The sequence below is a fragment of the Humibacter antri genome, from assembly GCF_054777235.1.
The window spans coordinates 78,513-105,122 of the sequence record NZ_BAAHAW010000001.1; the positions used below are offsets into that span (position 1 = coordinate 78,513).

Genomic DNA, 26,610 nt, shown 5'->3' on the forward strand with positions numbered 1-26,610 from the left:
GCCGACCGGAAGCCGATCAGAAGTACTCGGCGGGCGCGCCTCCCCGCAGCCACGTGAGTTCGTTGTCCCGGATGAACGTCGAGAGCGCCTCGTCGGGCGTGACCCCGGCGCCGAGCCACTCCATCAACTGATCCAGCAGGTCGGAGGCGCTCTCCTGCCCTGGCTCACGCACGGCGCGGTCCCACGCCGGAACGAAGCCGTCCGGAGTCGGCACGGACCGCACGAGTTTCGCGATGTACTTGGGGCCGGGCATGAGCACGTGCGCAGCGGCGAGCGCGGCACGCGCGGCGGCCAGCGTGAGGTGTACGGATGCGTGGCGCACGAGGAACTCATCGCCACGTTCAGCTCCCTGCACGAGGAAGTAGCCACCGTAAAGCCGTGCCTGCGCGACGTGCGATCGCACGCGCTCATTCCATGCGGCATCCGGAAGCGCTGAGATGCTCGTCACCAACTCGTCGAACCCGGGCTCGCGGGAGTACACGACGCGGGCTCCGGCGAAAGACGCGCGAGTCGGGTCGTCGCCGCGCTCGACCGCGGCTCGCAGGTAGGAGGGGCTCGACACCTTGACGTCGATGTACGAGCCGGGGTAGTCGAGGCCGTGACGGTCGGTCCACGCGAACCTGCCGACATCCGTCTCGCGGGTGAACCGCTCGTCAGTGACGACGAGGTACACGTCGATGTCGGAGTCCTCGCGCTCGGAGCCCCTGGCGAGAGAGCCGACCAGAATGACGGCGAGCACGTCGGGATCGCGTCGCACGCCGTCGATGTACGCGACGAGTGCTCGGTCGTGGTGCTCCATGTTGGTTCCTTTCGTGATGTCCGTGATCGCCTCCGGCTGGTTCGGCCGCAGGGCGCCGCCGGCTATTGCGCCATGTGTCCCGGATTGCGCCACCTCTTCTGGCGCAATCCGTGAGAAGTGGCGCAGTCGCAGGGCGGTCGCGATCGCGCATGCGCGGGAGCGGGCACGAGCGGGAGAGCGAGCGGGCCGGCTCAGCCGGCGGTCGACTCCCGCACGACGAGCTCGGGCTGGTAGACGATCTGCTTCGGCTCGAAACCCTCGCCCTGTTCCGCCTCGCCGAGCAGCAGGTCGACGGCGGTGTGACCGATGAGTGCGGCCGGCTGCCGCATCGAGCTGAGCGGAACGGTGGCGGCTGCGGCGAAGTCGATGTCGTCGTAGCCGATGATCGCGAGGTCGTGGGGCGGGCGCATGCCCGCTGCGATCGCCGCCTGCAGCACGCCGATCGACACCAGGTCGTTCGCGGCGAGCACGGCATCCGGACGCCGGGATGCCTCACGCGCCAGCAGTGCGGCTCCCGCCTCGGCGCCCGCTCGCACGGTCAGCGACGAGGTGGGCACGTACTCCAGGGCTGCGCCGGCACGTTCGGATGCCGCGATCCGCGCCCCGGAGAGACGGTCTGTGACCTGCCTGATCGAGTCGGGGCCGCCCACGAAGGCGATGCGGCGGCGGCCGGTCTCGATCAGGTGTTCCACCGCGCTGCGGCCGCCGGCCACGTCATCCACGGCCACCGAGGAGAAGCTGCGGTCCGGCGCCTCGCGGTCGACGAGCACGACGGGGATGCCCCGATCTCGCGTCTTGCGCAGCCTCGGCAGATCGTCGGCGACCGGGCTGATCAGCACGCCGTGCACCCGCTGCTCCTCGAACAGGTCGAGGTAGGCGCTCTCGCGCGACGTCGCCTCGTCGCTATTTCCGAGCAGGATCGAGAATCCCTCTTCGGATGCCCGGCCCTCGGCACCGCGCGTCACATCGGTGAAGAACGGGTTGCCCACGTCGAGCACGATCAAGCCGATGCTCCTGCTGCGGCCCGCCCGCAGTTGACGTGCCGCGTCGTTGCGCACGAATCCGAGATCGGCGATCGCCGCGTTGACGCGCTCCACCGTGGGCGCCGCGACGCGCTCGGGACGGTTGAGCACGTTCGAGACGGTGCCCACCGAGACGCCGGCCGCGATCGCGACGTCGCGCACACTGACCATGAGAGACCTCCTGACGCCCGGACAGACGCCTGCGCCTACACGTCCGACGCATCGTCGTAACAACTGAAACGAATCATCTCACGCAGGCCGCTGGAGGCGAATGACGCACTACGCGCCGCGAGGGCGAAGACTCGTCGCCCTCGCGAGACCCGTTCGAGAAAGTTCACGCAAACGGATTTGCCGTCAGGCGAGAACGTGGTATGTTCGCGATGTGTTACCGGTTACACATCGCGAACACCGCATCTCTCCAGTGGCATAGCCGGCATTGGCAAGGGTACGGAGGGCGACTCGGACAGTGTTGGCTTGCCTGGCCGCGATGGCTCGAAGACCGGAGTCGGGTCGAGCGATTCCCGTAGCTCAGGGAGATGTCGGAACAACTAAGGCAGCGCTTGCCTGAAACGTTTCGATTGGTCCGAACCATAGCCGCTCTCAAAGGCCGCGTCGCCCGCAATGAAGCGCCCCAAGGTAATGCACCAGAACCGTACGCACGAGAAGCGAACGAACAACGAAAGGATCCTGATGGAGATCGAGAAGAAGTCCCTGGACCGGCGCATGTTCCTGCGCGGCGCGCTTGCCGCCGCGGTCGCCGTCCCGATCACTGTCTCGCTCGCGTCCTGCTCCAGCAGCGGTGGCAGTGGCGGTGGCAGCACGGGCGCGGCGTCGTCGTCGAACCCGTTCGGCATCAAGGAGAGCTCGAGCATCGAGGCCGTGATCTTCAACGGCGGCTACGGCTACGACTACGTCACCTTCGCGGCGAACCTCGTCGACAAGGAGTGGAAGACGAAGTCGAAGGTCACCCCGCAGACGAACATCGCGCAGTCGCTGCAGCCTCGCTTCGTCGGTGGCACCCCGCCGGACCTGATCGACAACTCGGGCGCGAACGCTATCGGCTTCAACACGATCCTGACGAGCCTCGAGACCCTCGATGACGTGTTCACTGCGAACAACTACGAGGGCAAGAAGATCTCCGACACGCTGTACCCGAACGCGAAGACGCCGGGTACGTTCAGCAACAAGTTCGTCGCGATGAACTACGTGATGAACATGTTCGCCATCTGGTACTCGGCCACCCTGTTCGAGGAGAACGGCTGGACCCCGCCGAAGACGTGGGACGAGGCCACCGAACTGGGCGCCAAGGCGAAGGCGAAGGGCAAGTACCTCTTCGTCTGGGGCAAGGAGGCTGCGACCTACTGGCTCACGCTCGCTCTGGACTCGGCCATCAAGGAGGGCGGCATGGACGTGCTGAACTCGGTCAACAACCTGGAGAAGAACGCCTGGTCGCAGAAGCCGATCCAGGATGTCTTCAACGCGCTGGAGAAGATCGTCTCGCTGGGCTACTTCATCCCCGGTGGCGCCGGAACGCAGTTCACGGCGGCGCAGGCGAAGTGGAGCAACGACCAACAGGCCATCCTGTACGCATCCGGCGCCTGGATCGAGAACGAGATGAAGAAGGCGACCGCGCCGAACTTCAAGATGACCGGTGCTCCTGAGCCGACCGTGACGTCGAGCCCGAAGATGCCGTACGAGGCGCTGCGCGCCGCGGCCGGCGAGCCGTACATCGTTCCCTCCAAGGGCAAGAACGTCGCAGGCGGCAAGGAGATCATGCGTGCCATGCTCTCCAAGGACTCCGCGACGAATTTCACCAAGACCCGACTGGCGCTCACTGTGGTCAAGGGCCTGGTGCCGTCCGACGGTTTCGGATCGACGGCACTTGTCTCGCAGTCCAAGATGCTCGACGCCGCTGGTAGCAATGTGTTCGACTACGAGTTCGTCAACCTGTACGGTCTCAACACCGACCAGCTCGTGATCTGGAACTCGTTCCTGTCCGGGCAGGCCACCGTTGCGCAGCTGACGCAGCAGATGCAGGCGATCTCGGACAAAGCCGCGGCATCCAAGTGACGCATACGACCTTCGCTGCATGGGCGGGCGGGTAATGCTGCCTTCCCATGCAGTGATGGAACTTGTGCGGCAGCAGCGCGCTTCCCCAAGTACCCCATCACCGGGGCTGCCGTATCGAGTGTCGGGTTCGGAAGGCGCACTCACCGCCGCAGTCGTTCAGTGCTTGCAAGAGACGCGAAGGATGTGAGTGCCGATGGTCACCGTTTATGACGTGGCGGAGCGAGCTGGTGTCTCGGTGGGCACCGTTTCCCGCCTTCTGTCGGGCCGCGGGTACGTGGGAGCTGCCTCCCGTCATCGAATTGAGACAGCGATCAACGAACTCAACTTCGTTCCTAACAGGGCAGCTCAGAGTTTGACCACCAAGCGCACAGGCCTTGTCGGGTTCCTCGTCTCCGACCTCGACAATCCCTTCGTCGCCGAACTCGCCCAAGCTGTCAACGACCGGGCAGCAGCAGAGGGGCACACTCTCGTGATCTGCACAGCGAACAGCCCCGAAGAACGTACGAGGGCGGTCGACACGCTCAGGCAACACAGCATCGACGGTCTGATCGTGTCGCCTCCCGAATCACCGGAACTCAACGCGAAGTTGATCGACTTGCGCAGACAAGGCCTTCCGGTCGTCGGGATCGGTCTGCGTCTCGACCCACCGACAGCAGATGTGGTCAGCACGGATACGAAGTTGGGCGCCAAGGCTGCGATGGAGCATTTGCTCGAATTGGGACACCGGCGGATAGCGTTCGTCGCCGATGAGTCGAAGTCCACGACGACCAGCGGCCGCATGCTCGGATACCGAGAATCGCTCACGTCGGCCGGGATTCGGTTCCACCATGATTACGTCTACAAGGGACCGCTCACCCGCGCCACAGGGTTTCGTGCGGCGAGGGCATTCGAGCAACTCGGTCAGCCGCCCACCGCCATTTTTGCGTCGAACGACGCGGTCGCCCTGGGTGTTCTTCAAGCGGCGTTCGCGTCCGCCATCCGTGTGCCGGACGAACTTTCCGTCGTGGGATTCGACGATGTCGATCTCGCACAACATGCGGTCCCCCCATTGACGACCGTTGCCCAACCCAAGTCAGAGATGGGTCGAACCGCTGCCGATCTGATTCTGCAAAGGCTCAGGGGCGGGGCCCCCTCCGCTCCGATTGAACGGATCCTTCCCTGCACGCTCGTGACACGATCGTCAACCGGTCCGGCAGCGTGACGCGGCGCTTGATCTTCAAAATCCGGAAAACGTCGAACCACCCTGGAAAGGTGAATGAATTGGCCAAGCTCGATGTCGATAGCGACAGGTTCGAAGACAAGCTGTCCGGCTGCTGGACCGGAAAGAACTGCGGCGGCACGCTCGGCACGCCCTTGGAGCGCCAGCATGGGCAACGCGAACTCTTCGACGTCTGGTGGTACCCGGAGCTGCCCGACGAAGGTGGGATGCCGAACGACGATCTCGAACTCCAACTGGTGTGGCTCAAGGCGCTCGAAGAGGTCGGCCCGGGCCTCAACGCCCGTGACCTCGGACGCTATTGGCTGGACCACGTGGGCTACAACTTCGATGAGTATGGGCTATCGAAGACGAACCTTCGCCTCGGCCTCTACCCGCCGGCCAGCGGCTTTCACAACAACTGGTTCCGTGACTGCATGGGGTGTCCAATACGGTCGGAGATATGGGCATGCGTCGCGCCCGGGCATCCTCGAATCGCCGCACGTTACGCATACATGGATGCGATCTGCGATCACGCAGGGGGCGAGTCCGTCTACGGCGAGCTGTTCAATGTCGCCATCGAATCGGCGGCATTCGTGGTCGGCGACGTCCCGAAGCTCCTCGAGATCGGCTTGTCGTACGTACCCGAGGACACCCAGACGTACGCGGCGATCCGTGCGGCAATGACCGCCCACGCCGCGGGAGTGAGCTGGCAATCGGCACGAAATCTGGTGTTGGAGGCTACTCCGCACTACAACGCGCAATACTCCCCCATCAACATGGGGTTCCAGGTCATCGGGCTGCTCTACGGTACCGACTTCGGTGATTCCCTCTGCAAAGCAGTCAACTGCGGTTATGACACGGACTGCACCGGAGCGACACTCGGGAGCTACCTCGGGATTCTCTCCGGAGCTCGGGCGCTGCCTGAGCGTTGGACGAAGCCATTGGGCGGGGCCATCGCGACAAACGAAAGCTGGGGCGGAGTGCGTCACCTTTCGGACGGTCCCAACCCTGCGCCGCAAACCATAGCCGAGCTCGTCGCCCGTATCCGCGTTCAGGCCAGGCGAGTCCTGGCCTTTCACGGGGTTCTCGACAACGCATCTTCGACCACCGTATGCGAGGAAGACCTCTTTGCCGATGCCGAGATCATGGCGCTCGTACGTCAACCTGCGACTCGCGTCGACTACGGCGGTGACGACATCGCCGTGGCAATCGACTGCGACGATCCGGTCGTCGTGCCGGGAGTTCGGAAGCACATAACAACGGTTCTCACAAACCGCGCAGCTGATCCCGTCGCGCTCGATGTCGCGCTGAGCACCCCACCGGGGTGGAGCGCCGGCGAATCGGTCACCACCACGATCGAGCCCGGCGCCTCAGCCGAACTGAAGCTGAGCGTCGATGTGCCGAAGGCGATCCACGTCGAGAACTCGAATCGGCTCTTCCTCGCGATGATCTCGCCTGGCCGCCCCCAGGCATCCTCCGCCCCGGTCGTCTTGGTGGGCGCCCGGGCGGTACGAGTATCCGACGCCTATCCGTTGCCGAGCGAGGTCGAAGATCTGTTGAACGCAACGGCCGGACCCGAGTCGACCGACCTCGCCGATCCCTTAGAGGAGAATTCCCGAACGGGCACGTGGGCCACGGAATACGCAATGGGCGACGCCTTGCCAATTCCCTCGACTCCAACACCCGCTTTCCGCTATCTGCAGACCTTTCTCCGAGCCCCTTCAGCGATGAAGGTCTGGATGGGCGTCGACGCGACCTGCCCGGTCAAGCTGTGGGTCAACAATCGCCCAACCTTCTCTGACACCAAAAGCGAACCCATCCGACACGACTATCGGGGCGACAAGTCAACCTATGTCACGACCGAACTGAATGAAGGTTGGAACGAGATCCTCATCAAACTCGTCGCCACAGCAGGCACACCAGAATGCCACTTCTTGGTGAGCTCGCCCGATGCCCTGCATTCCGGCCTTCCGCAGTTGGAGTGGACACGATTCCCGTGGGACCGATAGAAGCGGGGTCCATCCGCTGCGGAATCACTGCCGATTGACATATGGGCGCGATCGTTGCGGTGAAGTGAAACGTCTCAACCAGGTGCTCGGTCCCCGAAAACCACAACCGCCGGATACGACTCCGGCCTCATGCTTCGGTGACTCGAGTACCGAAGGCCGACAGATCGAAATCCATCAACAGGAAAGGCATGTAGATCAATGAAGATCCCAACGAAGAACGACCTGCCCCACCCCGCTTTGAGCCGAAGAGGATTCATCGGCGGCGCGATCGCCGTTCCCATCATGGCGGGCCTCGGCGCTGAGGCGGCCTCCGCCGCACCGAGCCGACCGCTGGGGCGTTGGCGACAGCGCGAATTCATCATCTCGAGCTTCGAGGGCTTGTGGGGCGATCCGAAGAACTTCCCGACACTCGCGCCGATGCTTCTGAAGCTCGGCCTCAACACCACCGAACTGGCATTCCAAAGCCGCGACGCCTCGCTCGCAGCGCTCGCCGTCGGCGACACCACGGGGTTGAAGATTCTCGCCAACGAAGAGGCGGATACCTCGGCTCAGGGCAATCTCTTCAGCAATTTCTCGAACATCATCGTCGGTGTCGACACTCCGGCAGCGGTGGCCCAGGCCATCCAGATCTACAGCGGGCATCCGTCGCTGCTGGGGTACGGCGTGTGGGATGAGCCGCCCGCCAGCGAGATCGCCAATGCCGGCAAGCTCATGGCCGCCTTTCGTCAGCAAGCTCCCGACAAACTCGCTCTCATGGGCGCACTGCCTCAGTACACATGGGGGCCGTTCGGATCCACGGCGGAATGGACCTCATACCTGGACGACTACGCGTCGACGATCGACTTCCAGCTCATGGGAATCGACTACTACCCGTTCCCTGAGATCGACAAGGGCATGGCATTGGAGGACACCAACTACTTCCTGACCCTGGGGTACGCGCGACGCAAAGCACTCGAGAAGAACGTGGGCATATGGTCGTACATCCAGTCCGTCGGCGACGTGAACACATTGGCGCTCGGCACGATGACGGTCGACAGGATACGACTCCAGGTGTTCACGTCGCTTGTCTACGGCGCACGCGCCATCTCGTACTTCGAGGTTCCCGGCGGCCTCATCGATCTCAACACGCTTCAAGAGACCGAGCTCTACGAAGGGACGGCCCAGATCAATCGAACCGTTGCCTCCTGGGGCCCCCTGCTCATCGGTCTGACCTCGTCGGGTGTCTACCAAACCGGAAAGGTCAACAACCCCTTCGACGATGATCTGAACAGCCAGGACTTGGTCGCCGATGCCCCGGCCGGCTTGATCATCGGGCGCTTCGAGGGCCACGGCTCAAACGAGTACCTGATGCTCGTCAACCGTGACTACACCTCATCGGCTAACGGTGCGCTGACGTTGAACGGCCGGTTCAACATTTCGGAGGTCTCGGGAGATGGCGGAATGGTTCGGCACACCTCTCAGATCAGCTTCAGCTTGCAGCCAGGGCAAGGCCGCCTGTACCGAATTCGCCACATCGGCGCGTGACCGGCTGAACAGTCGGCGATCACGGTTTCGGCCAGGCCGATCGGTGATCGTTCCAATGGCGAGGCCCACCCCTTCCGTGTTCGGGTGGGCCTCGCTCACACTTGTGATCGAGGTCGGAATATGAAACGATTCAATTGCTCACGAAAGGATGGCCGATGGTGTCGACGCAACGGGTGTGCTTCCGGCTGAAAGTTCGGCCGGAGCTTCTCGGCGAATACCGCGCCCGGCATGCGAGCGTGTGGCCTCAGATGTTGCGCGAGATCGAGGCATCCGGCCGCCGCAACTACTCGCTGTTCCTGGCGGACGACGGCGACCTCGTCGGATACTTCGAGACAGACGACGCTGCGGAGAGCGAGCGTTATCTGGCGCAGTCGGAGGTCGCGTCACGCTGGGAAGCGGAGATGGCACGCTTCTTCGTCGCGCTCGACGGGCGCGCCGACCAGTCGTCCGAGCAGCTCCCCGAAGTGTTCTATCTCGAGGGGCTGCTGCGGGCACTTCCCCGGGCATCCGAGACACAGGTAACCGGTAGGCAAGCGTCGGAAGTGCAAGCGCCGCACGCGCAGGCATCCGAGTTCGAAACGTCACATCAGACCCACGGCGTCGTGGGCGAGGCACGAAAGGCAACCACATGACCATCTCGTCAGACACGCTCGAGCTGCTCGGCCGCCAGGTGATCGAGTTGCCCAGCTGGGCGTTCGGCAACTCGGGTACCCGCTTCAAGGTGTTCGGCTCGCCCGGCACGCCGCGGGATCCGTTCGAGAAGATCTCGGATGCCGCCCAGGTGCACAAGTACACGGGCCTGGCTCCCCGCGTGGCGCTGCACATTCCGTGGGACAAGGTGCCCTCGTACTCCGACCTGAAGAAGCACGCCGAAGACAACGGCGTCGAGCTCGGCACGATCAACTCGAACACGTTCCAGGACGACGACTACAAGCTGGGATCGGTCACGCACTCCGACCCGCGCATTCGCCAGAAGGCGATCGATCACCACTTCGAGTGCATCGACGTCATGAACGAGACCGGCAGCCGAGACCTGAAGATCTGGCTGGCGGACGGCACGAACTATCCGGGCCAGGACGACATGCGCGGCCGTCAGGACCGCCTGCACGACTCGCTGTCGAAGATCTATGAGCGCATCGGCGACGGGCAGCGCATTGTGCTGGAGTACAAGTTCTTCGAGCCCGCCTTCTATCACACGGACGTGCCGGACTGGGGCACCTCGTACACCCAGGTCAGCGCGCTCGGCGATCGCGCGGTCGTCTGTCTCGACACCGGTCACCACGCGCCGGGCACGAACATCGAGTTCATCGTGATGCAGCTGCTGCGGCTCGGGAAGCTCGGCTCGTTCGACTTCAACTCGCGGTTCTACGCCGACGACGACCTGATCGTGGGGGCGGCGGATCCGTTCCAGCTCTTCCGCATCCTGCTCGAGGTGATCCGCGGCGGCGGCTACGCGAACCCCGACGTGGCGTTCATGCTCGACCAGTGTCACAACATCGAGAAGAAGGTTCCCGGGCAGATCCGCTCCGTGCTCAACGTGCAGGAGATGACCGCCCGCGCGCTGCTCGTCGACCGGGATGCGCTCACCGCCGCGCAGAACGCCGGCGACGTGCTGGCGGCGAACGACGTCGTGATGGATGCCTTCTACACGGATGTTCGCCACGACCTCGCCGACTGGCGGGAGTCGCGCGGACTGCAGCGAGACCCCGGAGCGGCGTATGCGGCATCCGGTTACCAGCAGCGCATCGAAGACGAGCGCGTCGGCGGAACCCAGGCAGGATGGGGCGCGTGACCACAACGGATTCCACAGACACTCGCGCCACCTCCGCCCCCGAAGATCGCCTGCTCGAGGGGCCTCACGGTCCGCTCCGTGTGCGCATCTACCGACCGGATTCGCCGGCGGGTCCCGCATTGCTGTGGCTGCACGGCGGCGGATTCTCCGGCGGCGACCTCGACATGCCGGAAGGGGACTGGGTGTCGAGGGGCCTCGCCGCGCGGGGCATCCTCGTCGTTTCGCTCGACTATCGGCTGGCGCCATGGCCAGCGGAGCGGGCGCTTCCGCTCGGTCGCGAGATCGCGCCGGAGGGAGTGCACTATCCCGTTCCCGTCGACGAGGCGGTCTTCGCATACGGCTGGGCCGTCGAGTCCGGCCTTTCGTCGGGGCCGTGGGCGATCGGCGGTGCCAGCGCGGGCGCGAACATCGCTGCCGGGGCGGCATTGCGGATGTCGCACGAAGGCGGCCCGGTTCCCGCGCTGGCCGTGCTCGCCTATCCGACGCTGCTCGCGACGCAGCCCGTGCCCGACACCGAGCTGCGAGCGGCGCTCGATGCTGCGGCGGATCCCGCAGCCCGCATCTTCACGCCGTCGTGGGTGGGGCTCATGTACCAGAACTACCTCGGTGGTCCGCTCGATGAGCTGCCGGGTGACGAGGTGCCGGTCTACGCGGTGCCCGGGGCGGCGACGGCCGAGCAGCTGGCATCCTTCCCCTCCACGATCATGATCAACAGCGACACGGATGAGCTGCGCGTCTCCGGCGAGGTCTTCGCCGAGACCCTGCGTCGGGCGGGCGTCGAGATCGACGCCTCGACTGAGCCCGGGACCACGCACGGTCACCTGAACCGGCCGGAGGAGGCCGCGGCATCCGCCTCGCTCGAGCGCTTCTCTGAGCGCATTCTGGCGCTGGCTTCTCCCGTCAGCAGGGAAGCCCGAGCAGGAGGTTGACGGAAATGTCTTCGTCGACCTGTTGCCAGTGGATGCCTGAACCACTTCCGATGAACTGCCAGTCCTTGCGTTGCTCATCGGTTGCATTGAGCAGCCGGGGAAACCACTCAAGTGGAGCCGAGATGCGACGCCCATCGTGCAATGCCACTGTGAGGTACTCGGGAGTCACGCTCACATCCGTGGCGCGCGTGTCAAGTGCCGAAGAACTCAAGCCACACCTCCCAGAGATATTCGCGGTTCTCGATGATGATCGTTCGGATCTTCGTCAATTCCTGACTCGCGAACCCGTCGTTGAGCGCCAATTCTACCGGCGCCAACCAGAACTTCGCCTCGCACGACTGCTTGGCAACGTGCACGTGGGGCGGCTCAACTCGATCCGCGGCGTAGAAGAACACGCGGAATCCACCACGTCGCATAACCGTCGGCATTCCGTCCCTTTCTGAATGACGAACGTAGAAGCCGACACCGGACCGAATCGCCGCATCGGACCCAGCCGGGGAACCGGCGGCACGACCCTCACCTGTGGAGGACAAGATGACGGACGAAGCCGTCGCCGAACTGATCGCGCGGAGCAACCGGCTGGGCGCCGACCCGCGCAACACGAACTATGCGGGCGGGAACACGTCTGCGAAGGGTTCCGCGACCGACCCCGTGACCGGCGCGCCGGTCGAACTGTTGTGGGTGAAGGGTTCAGGGGGTGACCTCGGCACGCTGACCGAGCACGGGCTGGCGGTGCTGCGGCTCGACCGGGTGCGTGCGCTGGAGAGCGTGTATGCGGGTGTGGAGCGCGAGGACGAGATGGTGGCCGCGTTCGACTACTGTCTGCACGGCAAGGGGGGCGCAGCACCCTCGATCGACACGGCGATGCACGCCCTGGTCGATGCCGCGCATGTCGACCACCTGCATCCGGACTCGGGCATCGCGTTCGCGACCGCCGCCGACGGGGAGCGGTTGACGTCGGATGCCTTCGGCGGCCGGGTGGCGTGGGTTCCGTGGCGTCGACCTGGGTTTCAGCTCGGGCTCGACATCGCCGCGGTGAAGCGGGACAACCCCGACGTCATCGGGTGCATCCTCGGCGGGCACGGCATCACCGCGTGGGGCGACACCTCCGAGGAGACCGAGGCGAACTCGGGGTGGATCATCCGCACCGCAGCGGACTACATCGCCGAGCACGGGCGCCCTGAACCGTTCGGGGGGCTGCGACCCGGGTTTCAGGCGCCGCCGGATGCCGACCGCCGGGCCCGCGCCGCCGAGCTGGCTCCCACGATCCGGGGGCTGGCATCCCACGACAAGCCGATGGTGGGACACTTCACCGACAGCGACGTCGTGCTGGACTTCCTGGCATCCGAGAAGGCGCCGGCACTGGCGGAGCTGGGCACCAGCTGCCCCGATCACTTCCTGCGCACGAAGGTGAAGCCGATGCTGCTCGACCTGCCGGCGACGGCATCCGCCGACGAGCAGCTCGCCCGGCTGAAGGAGCTTCACGAGCGGTATCGGGCGGGCTACCAGGCGTACTACGACAGGTACGCGACGGCCGACAGCCCTGCGATCCGCGGCGCGGACCCGCTCATCGTGCTCGTGCCCGGTGTCGGCATGTTCAGCTTCGGCGCGAACAAGCAGACCGCGCGCGTGGCGGGCGAGTTCTATGTGAACGCGATCAACGTGATGCGCGGTGCCGAGGCGATCTCCCGGTACGCGCCGATCCCGGACTCGGAGAAGTTCCGCATCGAGTACTGGGCGCTGGAAGAGGCCAAACTGCAGCGCATGCCCAGGCCGAAGACGCACCAGGGGCGCGTCGCGTTCGTCACCGGTGCGGCATCCGGGATCGGCAAAGCCATCGCCACCCGTCTCGCAGCCGAGGGCGCCTGCGTGGTCGTGGCCGACCTCGACCTTCAGAAGGCCGAAGCGGTCGCCGCTGAACTGGGGGCCGCGTCGTCCGAGAATCCTGGGGATGTCGCCATCGGCGTCGCAGCGAACGTCGCGGACGCCGAGGGGGTGCAGGCGGCGATCGACGCCACCGTGCTCGCGTTCGGCGGCATCGACCTCGTGGTGAACAACGCCGGACTCTCGCTCTCGAAGCCGCTGCTGGAGACCACGGAGAAGGACTGGGACCTGCAGCACGACGTGATGGCCAAGGGCTCGTTCCTCGTGTCGAAGGCCGCGGCATCCGCCCTCATCGCACAGGGCATGGGCGGCGACATCGTCTACATCTCGTCGAAGAACAGCGTCTTCGCCGGTCCGAACAACATCGCCTACTCCGCGACAAAGGCGGATCAGGCGCACCAGGTGCGGCTGCTGGCCGTCGAGCTCGGCGAGCACGGCGTGCGCGTGAACGGCATCAACCCCGACGGGGTGGTGCGCGGATCGGGCATCTTCGCCTCCGGCTGGGGTGCCAACCGCGCCGCGACCTACGGCGTGAAAGAAGAGGACCTCGGCCAGTACTACGCGAACCGCACCATCCTCAAGCGCGAGGTCGTGCCCGAGAACGTCGCCGACGCCGTCTACGTGCTCACCGGCCCCGAGCTCAGCCGCACCACCGGACTGCACATCCCCGTCGATTCGGGCGTCGCCGCCGCCTTCCTGCGATGACCTCCCGCACGGGCACGCTCGTCGTCGCGGTCGACCTCGGCGCGACCAGCGGTCGAGTGATCCTCGCCAGAGTGTCCGGCGACGGCCCGCCTGTGCTCGATCTGGAGGAGATCGCACGGTTCCCGAACGAACCGGTGCAACGCGAAGACGGCCTGCACTGGAACATCGCGGCGCTGCACGAGGCAGTGCTGGAAGGGCTGGCGGATGCCCGTGTCACCGCCTCTCGCTCGGGCGGGCACATCGCGTCGATCGGCATCGACTCGTGGGCCGTCGACTACGCCGTGCTGCGCGACGGTGAGCTCGTGGCGCAGCCGTTCCACTATCGTGACGGCCGGAACGCTCGCGGCGTGGAGCGCGTGCATTCGCTCGTGCCGTTCGAGGATCTCTACGCCCGCAACGGGCTGCAGTTCCTGCCGTTCAACACGATGTACCAGTTCGCGGCCGATCCGCTGATCGCTGCCGAAGGTGTATATGTCCGTAACGGCATACACACGCCGAGCACGCGCGGTGCCGACGTCGGCGGCACACTCGAAGCCGGCAGCCCTGTGTCATCCTCTCTCGCGCGCGGCATCGATGCCGACCGGGGTGATGGGGCCGACCGGGCAGACATCGCCAACGGGGCCGACGGCATCCTTTTGATCCCCGACCTGTTCGCCTACTGGCTCACGGGAGTCCAGGTCGCGGAGGAGACCAACGCGTCGACGACCGGCTTTGTGCCCGCCGCAGCGACGGAACCCCGGTGGGATGCCGAACTGGTGGAGCGCGTCGGCGTGCCTGCGGGAATCCTGCCGCCGATCGTTCGCCCCGGCGACGTCATCGGAACACTCACTGCCGATGCTGCGGAGCGCACCGGGCTTGCACAGTCGACGCCTGTCGTCGCGGTGGGTTCGCACGACACTGCCTCCGCGGTGGTCGGCACGCCGCTCGGCGCTGACGGATCCGTCTTCGTCTCGTGCGGCACCTGGGGACTCGTCGGCGTGGAATCGCCGACGCCGGTACTGACCACGGATGCCCGCGACTCCGGCTTCACGAACGAGCGCGGCGTCGACGGTACGACCAGGCTCCTGCACAACGTGATGGGCCTGTGGGTGCTCAACGAGTGCGTGCGGGCTTGGGGCGGCTTCCGCTCGAGTACCGGTGCGGAGTCACGCTCGGCGGAGGTGGGCAGCGTGGCCGAGGTGGACAGCGTCGCGGGGCTGGACAGCGTGGCGGGGATGGATCTCGCCGCGCTCCTGGATGCCGCCTCCGGGCCGGACGTGCCGTTCACCCTCTTCGACATCGACGACCCGCGGCTCCTGCCGCCGGGCGACATGCCGGCCCGGGTCGAGCGGTTGTGTCGCGAGGCGGGCGGCGACGTTCCGCGCAGCAGGCCGGAGTTCGTTCGCAGCATCGTGGAGTCTCTAGCGGATGCGTTCGCGCGGGCGGCGGCACAGGCATCCGCTCTGCTGGGCGCTCCCCTGGCGTCGATCAACGTCGTCGGCGGCGGCGCCCGCAACGCCCTGCTGTGTCAGACGACGGCCGACCGGGCCGGCGTTCCGGTGATCGCAGGGCCTGTCGAGGCGACCGCGATCGGCAACGTGCTCGTGCAGGCGAGAGCCGCCGGTGCGATCACCGGCGGCCTCGCCGAGCTGCGCGCGCTCGTCGCGGCGACACAGTCGACGACACGGTACGAGCCCCGCTGATCGGCTCGAGGATCAGCGCCGCTCGCGCGCTTCGTACGCGGCGGCCCGGCTCTGCACCGCGCGGATGAGGCCCATGTCGAACTTCGGGCGGCGATCGAAGTCGTACAGCCCGTTCTGTTCCTGGAACGTGTCGGTGAGCTGCGTGTAGCAGTAGCCGAACATGCCGGCATTCTCGCGGAGCACGCTCACCAGGCCGGCGAACCGGTCATGGAACTCCTGGGCGTCGCGCACCCGCTGCCCGTAGCCCCACGAGTAGCGTCCGTCGTCACTCAGCGCGAGCTCGGCGTTCCACCAGATGCCGCCGAATTCTGAGACGAAGAAGGGCTGCCCCGAGTACGGGATCGAGATCGTTCGGCCGTCTTCAGTGTTGACGAACGGCTTGCCGGCCGCCAGCCCGCCCTGCTCATGGGCGAAGGCGGCCGGGTCCTGCTCGTAGGAGTGGGCATCCCACACGTCGACCTCGAGAACGCGGTGCGAATAGCCCGACGCGTCGAGCACCGGCCTGGTCGGGTCGGCCAGCTTCGTCGCGAGGAACATTCCCCGCGTCACATCATCGAGAACCGTGATGCGATCGTGCAGCGTCTGATGCGTCTCGTTCAGTGGGCACCAGCCGATGATCGCCGGATGGTTCACATCGCGTTCGAGCGCCTCGAGCCACTGAGTCACGAACGATGCGGTCGGCCCCTGATTGTGGCCGATCGTTCCCGCACCAGACACGCCCCAGTCACCGAACTCGCCCCAGACGAGATAGCCGAGCCGGTCGGCGTGGTACAGATAGCGCTCCTCGAAGACCTTCTGGTGCAGCCGGGCGCCGTTGAAGCCCGCATCGAGGCTGAGGCGGATGTCGCGCACGAGAGCTTCGTCGTCGGGTGCGGTCATGAGGGATTCCGGCCAGTAGCCCTGGTCGAGCACGAGTCGCTGGAAGACGTGCTCACCGTTGATGAGCACAGCGTCGCCGTCGATGGCGACGCTCCGCAGGCCCGAGTACGAGGTCACGCGATCCGTGATTCTGCCTGCGCCGTCGACGATCTCGATCTCGACCGTGTAGAGGAACGGATGCGCCGGCCCCCAGAGTCGAACGTCGGCTTCGTCGAGCTGCAGCAGCGCCGTGCTCGACATGGCGGTGTCGAGCCGCACGGTCGTCGTCGCCACGACCGCGCCGTCGGCCAGCACTCGCACCGTCGCCGATGCACCAGCCGCATTGCGGCTCGGCACCAGCTCGCATGCGAATGAGCTGGAGCCGACGTCGGGGGTGATCTTCAGCCGCCGAAGGTGGAGCGGGTCCACCGCCTCCACCCACACCGTCTGCCAGATGCCGGTCGTGCGCGTGTAATAACAGTCCGTGTTGCCGTACCAGGTGGACTGCTTGCCTCCCGCCTTCGCCTCGTGCCGCAGATCGCGAGCCCGAACGACCACCGTGACCTCGTCGCCGGCGGTCAGCTCACCCAGCCGCGCCTGGAATGGCGCGAACCCGCCGCGGTGACGCACCGCCTCCACTCCGTCGACCCACACGGTGGCGTCGTGGTCGACGGCGCCGAAGCGCAGAATGCCCGCCAGGTGATCCCACTCGTGCGGCACCGTGAACCGGGTGCGGTACCAGACGGCATCCATGAAGTCGGTGTTGCCCACCCCTGACGCCGCCGACTCCGGCGCGAACGGAACGAGGATGCTGTCAGCGAGTTCCCGATGCAGCAGCCCTCGTTCCAGGCCGCTGTCGCCCGCGTCGATCTCGAACTCCCACGCTCCGTTGAGGTTCATCCAGCCGTCGCGCACGAACTGGGGCCGTGGATACTCCGGCCTCGGCTGTGGACGTTCGTCGACTCGGCCGGAGGGCAGTGGGACGGGAAAGGAGAGAGGAGAGACCACATACACATGCTGCTGTATGTGCATGCCGATTCTCGAGCGAGAGGTGCAGATTCTCTTCGATCCTGCGCAGTACGCCGCGCTCGAAGCCGAGGCTGCCTCGGAGAACAGGAGCGTGGCGGCGCTCGTTCGCGAAGCGGTCGACGATTGGCTTGCACGACGCAAGGGTGACGCCCGGTCGGCGCTGGATCGCCTCTTCTCCAGTGGAGATGAAGCGCCAGGGCTCGGCCCGATCGACTGGGCGGCCGAGAAGGATTCCTACGAGGGCCGCGGCGAGGATCGCCGACTCATGGACACCGTGGAGGCGATGGAGAACGCCGTTATCGTGGATTCGGCTGTGGTCGCCTACGCGCTCGGTGATTCGAAGCCGGAGAGCGACGCCTGCCGCCGATTCCTCATCGAGACGACCACAGGCGGAAGACGCGCGTACGCGAGCGTCGCGACGATCCAGGAGGTTGTGCACCATCGGCTACGGAGAACCGGGGATCGCGTGCGGGCATCCGCCGAGGGGCAGGACACCTGCGCGACCTTCACTCTCCTCGCGTTCGACCACGAGATACCCGACCTCTCACTCGACCTGATCGAGCGTCTCCGGAGGATCCGCGGACGCGACGCCGCGCACGTGGCAACTGCGATCGCACACTGCATCGAGACGATCGCGTCTCCTGACCCTGCGTTCGACGATCTGCCGGGCATCCGTCGGCTCGACCCACTCCTAGCTACCTGACGACCGTCTCTCGTCGCATCTCGTGCCCGCGCTCGGCGAGCGCCTCCCCCACGAGTGCCAGGTTTTGGATGGCCGCGAGCCCGAACTGCGCCGCGGCGTTCGTGGACACCCGCGCGGCCTCGTCGACGGGCGCGATCACGTCGGGCGGGAGTACCGTGCGAACGTGCAGGGCGGCATCCGCGTCGTGGAAGTCGCCGCGAGCGAGGAACTCACCGCTCGCATCGAACGCTCGCCACGCACGGCTGGCCAACTCGTCATCCTCGGTGTGGTGGGCAGCGTAGGCGAGCAGCCGGCTGTGCGCCTGGGTGAGGTTAGTGCCCTGCAGCACCTGTCCCACCGCGGCGGCCTGCTCCTCATCGGTGGCGAGGAAGAGACGGCAGTACTGCAGCCAGGCATCCCGGAAGCCGGGCACGTCGACGAGGTCGACAAGCTCGCTGCACATCTCGACCAGGCCGAAAACGGCACTCAGGTGCGACACCGCAATTCGATCGCGTGTCGTGTCGAAGCGCCCGGTGGTGAGGTCGTAGAGAGCCTCGCCGGTGAGGAAGCCGTGCGGCAGCGCTCCGATGTCGGTCATGGTGCCGACCAGCCGGTCACGCGACCACGCGTCGCCGAATCGCTCCCACTCGGTCAGCCACGTCGCGGCGAGCGCACCCCAGTCGGTGCCCAGCCCGATGGCCAGCGCGTGCTGATCGGGGCGATAGGTTGCGGCATCCGTGCGCACCTTGCGCGTCGGGTCGAGCGCCAGGAACGTGCGGTCGCTGTCGCGCAGTTCGTGCAGGAGGTCGCCGGTGCGCTCGTCCGCTGTGAGGTAGTAGAAGAAGCGACGGTAGGCGGGGTTGCTGATGCGCAACTGCTTGGCACTGCACCCCCAGTGCTGCACATTGTGGCGCGAACCGAGACCCTTGAACTGACCGGCGTGGTAGGTGTCCACCTCAGCCGTGTGCCGGGTCATCGCCTCCGCCACGCGGAAGACGTCTTTGCGTCCGGTGCGCAGGAAGGCGTACCAGAGCCACAGGTCTGGTGAGAGCTCGGAGTTGTCCCACGCGTAGCCCCCAACGTCGTACCGCCATACGTGGCGGTCACGGTCATACGTATGCATGATGTCGCCGAAGTTCCAGAACCCGTACCACCGGCGCTGGTCGACCTGGTCGCGGTAGAACGCGAACAGCGCGTCGAGCTGGTCCTCGAGCTGCGCCCGCTCCGGCGTGCTTCGATCGGGAAGACTCCAGTCGCCGAAGACGCCGGCGGAACGGATGCTCGCGGGCGCGGCGGCGAGCTGCGACGGATCCGCGACGAGGGCCGCGTGCTCGGCGAAGGCCGTCGTCGGCGGCGTCGCCTCGTACGGTCGCAGCCACAGCTCGTGCGTGCGGGCGATGCCGTGGGCGTCGCCGAACCCGGGCTCATAGTCCTCGTACGTGATCTCCAGGCCCTCCAGCTGGGTCTCGTAGTCGTCCTGCCCGAGTCCGTCATGGTAGAACCGCATGTCCATCGGCTGCGCCTCCGGCGAGTGCAGCCACACTGTCAGCGAGCCCTCGTCGGTGGCGGCATCCCGCACGTCGAGCTGCACCGGATACGACTGCCAGAACTCGCGCACGCCGAGCCCGACGCCGCCGGTGATGTCGCCGAGATAGGCGTACCCGGCAGCGCGGGTTCCGGCGGTGACGCCCACCCAGGCGTGACCGGCCGCTGTGCGTTTGCGTAGCGTGAAGCCGTCTGGCGTGAGCTGCGACAGAGTCACGTCGTTCCACGCCGGAATGAGTTCGAGCCTTCGGGAGACGGTCGGCGCCCACTCGTCGACCGGCGGCGTCGGGATGCCGGCGACCTGCGCCGAGCGAACCGTCTCACCGGGGTCACGGCGCAGCCCCGTGATGCCGCGAACGGCCTCGGCGAACACCCCGCCTTCGGCTCCTGCGATGCGTACGTGCCGATCGTGCAGCGCCGCACGCAGCGGCACGCTCACACGAAGGCCGAGGCCGGCGAGGAAGTCGTGTTCGGCGTCGCCGTCCCAGACGAACGTGTGCACGATGCGGATACCCGGCCGCCCCGCCGTGAAGTACAGCCGTACGGAGAATGGCAGCCACCGGCGTTGGCCATCGGCCGCGCGGTGGATGCCTTCCACACGCACCACAGCTCGTACTGGCCCGTTCTGCTCCAGCTCGACGGACACGACCTCGCTCTCGAAGGCGACCCGCTTCCGGTGCTCCTCGTTATCGGGTGGCGTCGTCTGCAACAGGCTGATCAGCCGCGCGTCGCGGGCAACCCGTCGGCCGGCAGCACGGACATCCTTCACGAGAGCGGGCCCCGACGCGGGCACCAGAAGCGACACCGCGCCGGTGTCGACGCTCACACCCTCGGGTCCGTGGGTGACACGGAGGGCCGGTGCAGTGGCATCCTGCGCGCGCCGCCCGACGGGCACGGCATGCTCGGCGGATGCCCGCCTCACCCGGTACGCGATCCGCGACGCCGCCGTCGCGACAGCCGCCCACTTCAGCGATCCGTCGGGCCAGGTGGCCAGCGGCCACAGCTGCGCCGCAACCGCGTTGTCCGCCTCGTCGACGAGTTCGAGTTCGCTCACGGATGCTACTACGCCGCGCGGCAACGGCGCACCGAACGCGACAGCGCCCTCCAGCTCGCGCGGCGGTGTGCCGCCGAGCCAGCGCACCTCCACGCTGTCGAATCTGTTCGTGTTCGTCGCGGATGCGGTTTCGTTCAACGTGTCGGTGTCGTTCGTGAATTCAGGCATGCAGTGAGGTCACCTCGAGATCTCGGTAGGCGGCACGCAGCGGTGCCATCTGGCGGAACCCGATGCGCCCGGCACCGAGAACGTCGTCGCTCTTGTCGTGCCAGGCGAACAGGGTCAGGTCGTCGACGCCGAATCGCACGGACCGGCCGTCCTTCTCGACGTGCACGCGATAGAAGCCGTCCACGTCGGCGATGCCGGGCAGCGGGTCCGCACCCTGCGCGACGAGTTGGAAGCCCGGCGACTTACGCAGGTTGCTCGTCGTGAAGCGGCGCTCGCTCGGCCATTTGCGCCGGTAGTACGACGCGTGCAGCGTGCGGATGTCGCCCGAGTGGTACTGGGGATAGTGGCCCGTGCGCTGTGCGATTTCGGGCGAGAAGAGGTCGGCACGGATGCCCGCGGCGGCGAAGAACACCATCGCGAGACCTTCGTCGGTGAGCGGCCGGAACGACCATGCCACGCGGATACCGTCGGGCAACTCCTCGGGGCACCACACCGTGAAATGCGCATGGTCCCCGAGCTCCGCTTCGTCGGCTGTGCCGAAAAGCTCGAGGCACTGGGCCCCTGGCGACTCCTGCTGGGCCGACCCGAACTGCGCCGCCCCCATCGGACCCTCGATGATCCAGTCCGCGATGTCAGTCGGCCCGCGCAGCGGGTTGCCGTAGATCACGCTCACGGTCGCACCTTCCACTTTCCCCAGGCCGGCTCGTGCTCTCCGAGACGACGGATGCCGTCCAGCGAGCGAGCGACGAAACGGGCGACCGCGTGCGCGCCATCATGGTTGAAGTGCGTGTTGTCCGCCGCCCCGTCCGGCCAGACGGGCGACACCCCTGGTGCCAGGTGTACGAACAGGGCCTTCGAACGCTCCTCGCCGAGCCACTCGTACAACCAGCGCGTGAACGCATTCGCATCGATCAGGTGCACGTCGCGCTCGCTCGCAAGGTCGCGCACCGCCTGCGGATACGCGCCGTGCGTTCGCCTCAGCGCCCCGTGCTCGAAGAGGCGTCGCTCCACCGACGTGACCAGCACAGGATGAGCGCGGCGCTTCCACACGTCGTCCACGAACGAGTCGAGGTGCCTGCGGTAGCCGCCCCGGGCATCCAGCTCCCGCTCCTTCTGGTCGTTGTGACCGAACTGGATGAGCACCCAATCGCCAGCGCGCACCTCACTGAGAAGGGCATCCCACCGCCCCTCGGCCACGAACGAGCCGGTCGTCGCACCGCCGACGGCGAGGTCGCGCACGTCATCGGGCACATAGTCGGCCAGGTGCTCGCCCCAACCGGTCAACGGATCTTCGTCGGTTTTGGCGGGGGCGACGGTGGAGTCGCCGGCCAGATGGATGGTCACCCCTTCACCGCGCCGATCAGCATTCCCTTGGCGAAGTGCTTCTGCAGGAACGGATAGAAGATCAGCACCGGGATGGTCGAGACCACGACCACGGCGTACTTGACGCCCTCCGATGGCGCGATGTAGCCGGGCTGATCCTGCTGCGCGGTCTGCAGGTTGGATGCGCTGGTCACCTGCTGCAGGAACATCTGCAGCGTCCACATCGAACTGTCGTTGAGATAGAGCAGTGGCGACATGTAGTCGTTCCAGATCGCGACCGCGTAGAACAGCGCGAATGTGGCCAGCACCGGCTTCGACAGTGGCAGCGCCACCCGCCAGAACACCCCGAAGTCGCTCGCGCCGTCCACCCGTGCCGCCTCCTCGAGCTCCGAGGGGAGGTTCTGGAAGAAGTTCTTGATAATGATCAGGCTGAACGGGTCGATCGCCAGCGGCAGGATGAGCGCCAGGTAGTTGTTCAGCAGCCCGAGGTTCTTGACGACGAGGAACGTCGGGATCATGCCGCCGGAGAAGACCATCGCGAAGACGACGCCGCTCATGATGAAATTGCGGCCCGGCAGTCCGCGCTTCGACAGCGGGTACGCCATCAGCACGGTCAGGAACAGCTGCACCACGGTTCCGACCGCGGTGACCAGCACGGTGGTGATCAACGCTCGAGGAAAGGCGGGCGTGGAGAAGATCGAGTTGTACGCCTCGAACGTGAACGCCTTCGGCCAGAGGAAGAAGGCACTGGATTCGAGTTCGGTCTCCGGCGCGAACGAGCGCACCAGCACGAACACGAACGGGAACAGCGCGACCAGACCGATCGCAGTGAGAAGGGCGAAGTTGAAGACGTCGAAGACCTTCCCGGCCCTGGTGTTGTAGCGGTACCGCTCGGGCTTGACCCGGACGCGTCTTCTCGTGGCGCTCACCGTGGCGAGTGCACGTGTTGCCGTCGTCATCAGAAGATCCCGTCCTGTCCGAGTCGCTTGGCCACCCAGTTGGCGCCGCCGATCAGGATCACGCCGATGATCGCCTTGAACAGTCCGACCGCCGTCGCGTAGCTGTAGGAGCCCTGCGAGATGCCGACGAAGTAGACGTACGTGTCGAAGACATCCGCGACACCGCGGTTGAGCGAGTTCGTCATGAGGTAGATCTGCTCGAACCCGGTGTTGAGAATCGACCCCATCGAGAGGATCAGCATCACGACGATGGTTCCGCGGATGGCTGGCAACGTGACGTGCCAGGTTCTGCTCCATCGGCCGGCGCCGTCGATCACGGCGGCTTCGTACTGGTTCGGGTCCACGCCGGCGAGCGCTGCCAGGTAGATGATCGTGCCCCATCCGGTGCTCTTCCAAATGCTCTGCAGGATGATCAGCGGCCGGAACCATCCGGGTGACGTCAAGAAGTCGACATGGGTGCCGAAGACTCCGTTGAAGAAGTTGAACAGCACGCCGGAGCCCTGTGCGAACAGCAGATAGGTGAGGGCTGCGACGATCGTCCAGGCGAGAAAGTGCGGAATGTAGATCAGTGTCTGAACCGACCGCTTGAGAACCGTGATGCGCAACTCGTTCAACAGCAACGCGACCACGATGGTCAGCGGAAAGCAGATGAACAGATTCAGCCCCGCCAGGATCAGCGTGTTCGACAGCAACCGCACGAAGTCCGGCGACCCGAACAACTGCGAGAACTGCGCCCATCCGACCCACGGGCTGCCGAAGATGCCCAGGAACGGCACGTAGTTCTTGAACGCGATCACCGCGCCGCCCATCGGGGCGTACCGGAAGACCACAAAGTAGGCAACTCCCGGCAGCAGCATCAGATAGAACCACTTGTAGCGGCTCAGGGTCGCCAGCCATCGGCGTTTCTGTCTCACGGGACGGACCGGCGGGCGCGTCTCGCGCACCAGCAGCGACTCCGTGACCGTGTCGAGCTTCTGTATCGACATCGTGTGCCTCGTGTTTCGTGCTCGGCCAGTGGCGGGCCCGGTCATCCGCGGCCCGCCACCGACCGGCTACTTCTTGGACTTCTTGTAGAGATCGTTCGTCTCGGTGATCACCTGCGAACCGCCGCTCGACTTCCACTGCTGGATGGCGGCCTTGAGCTGGGCGAGGGTGTCTTGACCCGAGATGTACTTGAGCCTCGCGTCGACGATGATGTTGTCGAGCGTCGCGCCCTCCTGCGCGTACGTTTTGGAGACGAATGCCGCCGCAGGGTTGTACACCGCGTTCTTCGTATCCGAGTTCATCGTCTTGATCTCGTTGTCGTACATCTGCTGGTCGTAGGCGTTCGCCTGCGCCGGCGGGTAGAACTTCGAGCCGGTCACGTTCGTGCCCAACTGCGCGTAGCTGGCGACGATCGTCGTGAGGTTGGTCGCATCCGTCGTGGTCAGTGCCACGGCGTGGCCGTCCTTCACTGTGAAGTTCTGCCCTTCGAGGCCGTTGTTCATGATGATCTGGGCCTGCTTCGAGTTCATCTTGTTCAGCACCGCCAGCACCGCCCTGAGCTGCGGAACCGTCTTGACGGATGACTTCGGAATGGCGAGGAAGCCTGAATACCCGGGCGTAGGCAGACTGAGCAACTTGCCGTCAGGCCCAGTCAAGTTCCCAGTCACTTCGACCATGTTCTGGTAGCTGCTCGGATCCTGCTTCTCGAGAAGGCCACCGATCTGACGCGCACGCGAGTACGTGTCGATGATGATGCCGGCCTTGCCTGTCAGGAACGGCTGGTTCCAGTCGACGGAGTCGAGCGTGGCGTAGTCCGGGTTCACATATCCGCCCTGCACGAGCTTCTTCTCGAAGTTCAGCGCGTCGATCCACTTCGGGTTCGTGAAGCTCGGCTCGAGCTTGCCGCCGGTCTCGTACCAGTCATTGCCTGCGCCGTACCAGGTCTCGATCGCGTCGTACGGGCTGTTCGTGGCGAACCCGCCTGGCCATTTCGGAATCGCGATGCCGTACGTGTCCTTCTTGCCGTCGCCATCCGGGTCGTCATCGGTGAACGCCTTGGCCACCTTGAGCAGGTCGGCGGTGGTCTTGGGCATCGGCAGGCCCAGCTTCTTCAGCCAGTCCTTGCGCACCATCACCGCGGTGCGCATCACGTCACGGGCCCTGAAGACGCCGTATACCTTGCCGTTGATGCTGGACGCCTCCTGCACCTGCGGCTCGTTGGTCTTCAGGTTGGGGTAGTCCTTCAGGTAGTCCGTGAGGTCCCAGAACGCGCCGGCCTCGGCGTTGTTGACGAACCCGGAGTCCTTGCCCTGGATGACCATCACGTCTGGGATGTCGCTGCTCGCCAGCGTGATGTTCGTCTTGTCGCCGTACGAGGAGTTCGGCACCCATGTCACATCGAGCTTGGTGCCGATCACCTTGTCGAGCGCCGCGCCCACCGGGTTGTCGGAAGCTGGCGCCTGAGTACTCAGGTAGGGAGCCATGACCGTCAGCGTCGACAGCTTGGCCGCCGTCGCCGCCGTCTTCGGCGTGGAGGCCGAACAGCCCGTAAGTGCCAGCGTGGTGGCGCAGAGAGCGGCGGCTGAGGCCAACACCGCCCTTCTCCGTGTTGATTTCATCGTTGGAATCTCCTTCTTGCGGTTCAATGTGGTGAGTTATGGATGTCGTGAGCCGACGACTCGTTCAGCCGCGCGGCCTTCTCATGCGCTCCGGTCCTGCTCCACGCGGCGGTCCTGCTCCAGGCGGGCGTCGTTGGCGACGAACAGCGTGAGACAGAGTGCGGTGTCGAAGTAGATCCAGGCGCCGACGGAGACGAACCAGAACAGCGCAGGCACGATCGCCGTGACGAGGGCCACGAGCGCGGCGAGGCCGACGAACAGCACGATCGCCCACGGCATCGCGATGGCGAAGCGCAACGCGGTGAGAAGGTAGCGTCGCCGCGGCAAGTCGTAATGCGCGTACATCGGCCCGAGCACTCCGCCCGCCGTGATCACGGGCACCGTGACCGCGACGAGCACGGCGACGAACGGCCACGGCGCGTGCGAGTCCACCGCATACGTCCAGCTGAAGGCGAGCGACGCCACCACCACGACGACGGGTGCTAACACCAGGTTCGCTGTGCGCCACTGCGCCCGATACACCCCCCAGAAGTCACGCACGAATCGGATGCCGTCTCCGCGCATCCTGCGCCGCGTGAGCGTGTACGCGGCCGCCGTCGCCGGCCCGGCACCCAGAACCACGCCGCCGAGCATGGTGCCGATGAACCATGCCAGGTTCAGTGCGGCCATCCAGGTGACCGCACCGCAAGCCGCGTAGGCCAACTGCGCCAGTCCGGGCGCGCCGCGGTTGCTCGAGGCGCCCGCCTCGTCCGCGCGACCGATCGTCATTGCGTGC

22 protein-coding genes are annotated in these 26,610 nt (G+C 65.9%); 10 read left to right on the top strand and 12 right to left on the bottom strand.

The window, feature by feature from the left end; translation table 11 throughout:
* Positions 1-16 precede the first annotated feature (16 nt).
* Positions 17-799 (bottom strand): nucleotidyltransferase domain-containing protein, encoded by a 783-nt coding sequence (locus ACYVDK_RS00335; RefSeq protein WP_460516286.1) that lies wholly within the window; start codon positions 797-799, stop codon positions 17-19.
* A gap of 191 nt (positions 800-990) precedes the next feature.
* Positions 991-1,992 (bottom strand): LacI family DNA-binding transcriptional regulator, encoded by a 1,002-nt coding sequence (locus tag ACYVDK_RS00340; protein ID WP_460516289.1) that lies wholly within the window; start codon positions 1,990-1,992, stop codon positions 991-993.
* Between the two features lie 519 nt (positions 1,993-2,511).
* Here ACYVDK_RS00340 and ngcE point away from each other — a divergent pair.
* The 7 genes from ngcE (at position 2,512) to ACYVDK_RS00375 (ending at position 11,343) form a co-directional block, all read left to right on the top strand.
* Complete coding sequence (ngcE, locus tag ACYVDK_RS00345) at positions 2,512-3,891, top strand: N-acetylglucosamine/diacetylchitobiose ABC transporter substrate-binding protein (RefSeq protein ID WP_460516292.1); 1,380 nt, start codon at positions 2,512-2,514, stop codon at positions 3,889-3,891.
* A 193-nt stretch (positions 3,892-4,084) separates the two neighbouring features.
* Positions 4,085-5,092, top strand: coding sequence for a LacI family DNA-binding transcriptional regulator (locus ACYVDK_RS00350; protein WP_460516477.1), 1,008 nt, complete (start codon positions 4,085-4,087; stop codon positions 5,090-5,092).
* A 50-nt stretch (positions 5,093-5,142) separates the two neighbouring features.
* Positions 5,143-7,098: an ADP-ribosylglycohydrolase family protein gene (locus ACYVDK_RS00355; protein WP_460516295.1), complete on the top strand. Its 1,956-nt coding sequence runs from the start codon at positions 5,143-5,145 to the stop codon at positions 7,096-7,098.
* A gap of 198 nt (positions 7,099-7,296) precedes the next feature.
* The gene (locus tag ACYVDK_RS00360) at positions 7,297-8,622 is read left to right on the top strand and encodes a hypothetical protein (RefSeq protein ID WP_460516298.1); all 1,326 of its coding nucleotides are present in this window, start codon (positions 7,297-7,299) and stop codon (positions 8,620-8,622) included.
* Positions 8,623-8,777: 155 nt separating this feature from the next.
* Positions 8,778-9,254, top strand: coding sequence for an L-rhamnose mutarotase (locus ACYVDK_RS00365; RefSeq protein ID WP_460516301.1), 477 nt, complete (start codon positions 8,778-8,780; stop codon positions 9,252-9,254).
* Entirely contained in the window at positions 9,251-10,414 is a 1,164-nt protein-coding gene (gene rhaI / locus ACYVDK_RS00370; protein WP_460516303.1) for an L-rhamnose isomerase, read from the top strand. Before ACYVDK_RS00365 ends, rhaI begins: the two co-directional genes overlap by 4 nt.
* The gene (locus ACYVDK_RS00375) at positions 10,411-11,343 is read left to right on the top strand and encodes an alpha/beta hydrolase (RefSeq protein ID WP_460516306.1); all 933 of its coding nucleotides are present in this window, start codon (positions 10,411-10,413) and stop codon (positions 11,341-11,343) included. The genes rhaI and ACYVDK_RS00375 overlap by 4 nt, the downstream gene beginning before the upstream one ends.
* On the opposite strand, the gene ACYVDK_RS00380 is transcribed toward ACYVDK_RS00375, so the two are convergent.
* Positions 11,315-11,554, bottom strand: a complete 240-nt coding sequence (locus tag ACYVDK_RS00380) for a DUF2442 domain-containing protein (RefSeq protein ID WP_460516309.1) — start codon at positions 11,552-11,554, stop codon at positions 11,315-11,317. The genes ACYVDK_RS00375 and ACYVDK_RS00380 overlap by 29 nt on opposite strands.
* Positions 11,535-11,771: a DUF4160 domain-containing protein gene (locus tag ACYVDK_RS00385; protein ID WP_460516312.1), complete on the bottom strand. Its 237-nt coding sequence runs from the start codon at positions 11,769-11,771 to the stop codon at positions 11,535-11,537. Before ACYVDK_RS00385 ends, ACYVDK_RS00380 begins: the two co-directional genes overlap by 20 nt.
* A gap of 106 nt (positions 11,772-11,877) precedes the next feature.
* Between ACYVDK_RS00385 and ACYVDK_RS00390 the strand changes: the two genes are divergently transcribed.
* Positions 11,878-13,932 carry a bifunctional aldolase/short-chain dehydrogenase gene (locus ACYVDK_RS00390; RefSeq protein WP_460516314.1) on the top strand — a complete coding sequence of 685 codons (2,055 nt, stop codon included), beginning with the start codon at positions 11,878-11,880 and terminating at the stop codon, positions 13,930-13,932.
* Positions 13,929-15,614, top strand: coding sequence for a rhamnulokinase (locus ACYVDK_RS00395; RefSeq protein WP_460516317.1), 1,686 nt, complete (start codon positions 13,929-13,931; stop codon positions 15,612-15,614). The genes ACYVDK_RS00390 and ACYVDK_RS00395 overlap by 4 nt, the downstream gene beginning before the upstream one ends.
* A 12-nt stretch (positions 15,615-15,626) precedes the next feature.
* Here ACYVDK_RS00395 and ACYVDK_RS00400 read toward each other — a convergent pair whose 3' ends face one another.
* Positions 15,627-17,372, bottom strand: a complete 1,746-nt coding sequence (locus ACYVDK_RS00400; protein WP_460516480.1) for a glycoside hydrolase family 2 protein — start codon at positions 17,370-17,372, stop codon at positions 15,627-15,629.
* Between the two features lie 130 nt (positions 17,373-17,502).
* On the opposite strand from ACYVDK_RS00400, the gene ACYVDK_RS00405 reads away from it, so the two are divergent.
* Entirely contained in the window at positions 17,503-18,204 is a 702-nt protein-coding gene (locus tag ACYVDK_RS00405) for a type II toxin-antitoxin system VapC family toxin (protein ID WP_460516319.1), read from the top strand.
* On the opposite strand, the gene ACYVDK_RS00410 is transcribed toward ACYVDK_RS00405, so the two are convergent.
* From ACYVDK_RS00410 to ACYVDK_RS00440, 7 genes are all read right to left on the bottom strand, one after another.
* Positions 18,197-20,950: an exo-rhamnogalacturonan lyase family protein gene (locus ACYVDK_RS00410; RefSeq protein WP_460516322.1), complete on the bottom strand. Its 2,754-nt coding sequence runs from the start codon at positions 20,948-20,950 to the stop codon at positions 18,197-18,199. The genes ACYVDK_RS00405 and ACYVDK_RS00410 overlap by 8 nt on opposite strands.
* Entirely contained in the window at positions 20,943-21,623 is a 681-nt protein-coding gene (locus tag ACYVDK_RS00415; RefSeq protein ID WP_460516325.1) for a DUF1961 family protein, read from the bottom strand. Before ACYVDK_RS00415 ends, ACYVDK_RS00410 begins: the two co-directional genes overlap by 8 nt.
* Entirely contained in the window at positions 21,620-22,294 is a 675-nt protein-coding gene (locus ACYVDK_RS00420) for a rhamnogalacturonan acetylesterase (protein ID WP_460516328.1), read from the bottom strand. The genes ACYVDK_RS00415 and ACYVDK_RS00420 overlap by 4 nt, the downstream gene beginning before the upstream one ends.
* Positions 22,291-23,232 (bottom strand): carbohydrate ABC transporter permease, encoded by a 942-nt coding sequence (locus ACYVDK_RS00425; protein ID WP_460516331.1) that lies wholly within the window; start codon positions 23,230-23,232, stop codon positions 22,291-22,293. The genes ACYVDK_RS00420 and ACYVDK_RS00425 overlap by 4 nt, the downstream gene beginning before the upstream one ends.
* Positions 23,232-24,218: an ABC transporter permease gene (locus tag ACYVDK_RS00430; protein ID WP_460516333.1), complete on the bottom strand. Its 987-nt coding sequence runs from the start codon at positions 24,216-24,218 to the stop codon at positions 23,232-23,234. The genes ACYVDK_RS00425 and ACYVDK_RS00430 overlap by 1 nt, the downstream gene beginning before the upstream one ends.
* 66 nt (positions 24,219-24,284) lie before the next feature.
* The gene (locus ACYVDK_RS00435; protein ID WP_460516336.1) at positions 24,285-25,835 is read right to left on the bottom strand and encodes an extracellular solute-binding protein; all 1,551 of its coding nucleotides are present in this window, start codon (positions 25,833-25,835) and stop codon (positions 24,285-24,287) included.
* Positions 25,836-25,916: 81 nt separating this feature from the next.
* Positions 25,917-26,603, bottom strand: coding sequence for a YesL family protein (locus ACYVDK_RS00440; RefSeq protein WP_460516339.1), 687 nt, complete (start codon positions 26,601-26,603; stop codon positions 25,917-25,919).
* Between the last annotated feature and the right edge of the window lie 7 nt (positions 26,604-26,610).

Coding starts and splice junctions, on each gene's coding strand:
- ACYVDK_RS00385 (WP_460516312.1), bottom strand. CDS start 11,771: ATGCCGACGGTTATGCGACGTGGTGGATTCCGCGTGTTCTTCTACGCC.
- ACYVDK_RS00405 (WP_460516319.1), top strand. CDS start 17,503: ATGCCGATTCTCGAGCGAGAGGTGCAGATTCTCTTCGATCCTGCGCAG.
- ACYVDK_RS00400 (WP_460516480.1), bottom strand. CDS start 17,372: ATGAACCTCAACGGAGCGTGGGAGTTCGAGATCGACGCGGGCGACAGC.
- rhaI (WP_460516303.1), top strand. CDS start 9,251: ATGACCATCTCGTCAGACACGCTCGAGCTGCTCGGCCGCCAGGTGATC.
- ACYVDK_RS00425 (WP_460516331.1), bottom strand. CDS start 23,232: ATGACGACGGCAACACGTGCACTCGCCACGGTGAGCGCCACGAGAAGA.
- ACYVDK_RS00395 (WP_460516317.1), top strand. CDS start 13,929: ATGACCTCCCGCACGGGCACGCTCGTCGTCGCGGTCGACCTCGGCGCG.
- ngcE (WP_460516292.1), top strand. CDS start 2,512: ATGGAGATCGAGAAGAAGTCCCTGGACCGGCGCATGTTCCTGCGCGGC.
- ACYVDK_RS00410 (WP_460516322.1), bottom strand. CDS start 20,950: ATGCCTGAATTCACGAACGACACCGACACGTTGAACGAAACCGCATCC.
- ACYVDK_RS00350 (WP_460516477.1), top strand. CDS start 4,085: ATGGTCACCGTTTATGACGTGGCGGAGCGAGCTGGTGTCTCGGTGGGC.
- ACYVDK_RS00365 (WP_460516301.1), top strand. CDS start 8,778: ATGGTGTCGACGCAACGGGTGTGCTTCCGGCTGAAAGTTCGGCCGGAG.
- ACYVDK_RS00435 (WP_460516336.1), bottom strand. CDS start 25,835: ATGAAATCAACACGGAGAAGGGCGGTGTTGGCCTCAGCCGCCGCTCTC.
- ACYVDK_RS00430 (WP_460516333.1), bottom strand. CDS start 24,218: ATGTCGATACAGAAGCTCGACACGGTCACGGAGTCGCTGCTGGTGCGC.
- ACYVDK_RS00340 (WP_460516289.1), bottom strand. CDS start 1,992: ATGGTCAGTGTGCGCGACGTCGCGATCGCGGCCGGCGTCTCGGTGGGC.
- ACYVDK_RS00360 (WP_460516298.1), top strand. CDS start 7,297: ATGAAGATCCCAACGAAGAACGACCTGCCCCACCCCGCTTTGAGCCGA.
- ACYVDK_RS00335 (WP_460516286.1), bottom strand. CDS start 799: ATGGAGCACCACGACCGAGCACTCGTCGCGTACATCGACGGCGTGCGA.
- ACYVDK_RS00440 (WP_460516339.1), bottom strand. CDS start 26,603: ATGACGATCGGTCGCGCGGACGAGGCGGGCGCCTCGAGCAACCGCGGC.
- ACYVDK_RS00390 (WP_460516314.1), top strand. CDS start 11,878: ATGACGGACGAAGCCGTCGCCGAACTGATCGCGCGGAGCAACCGGCTG.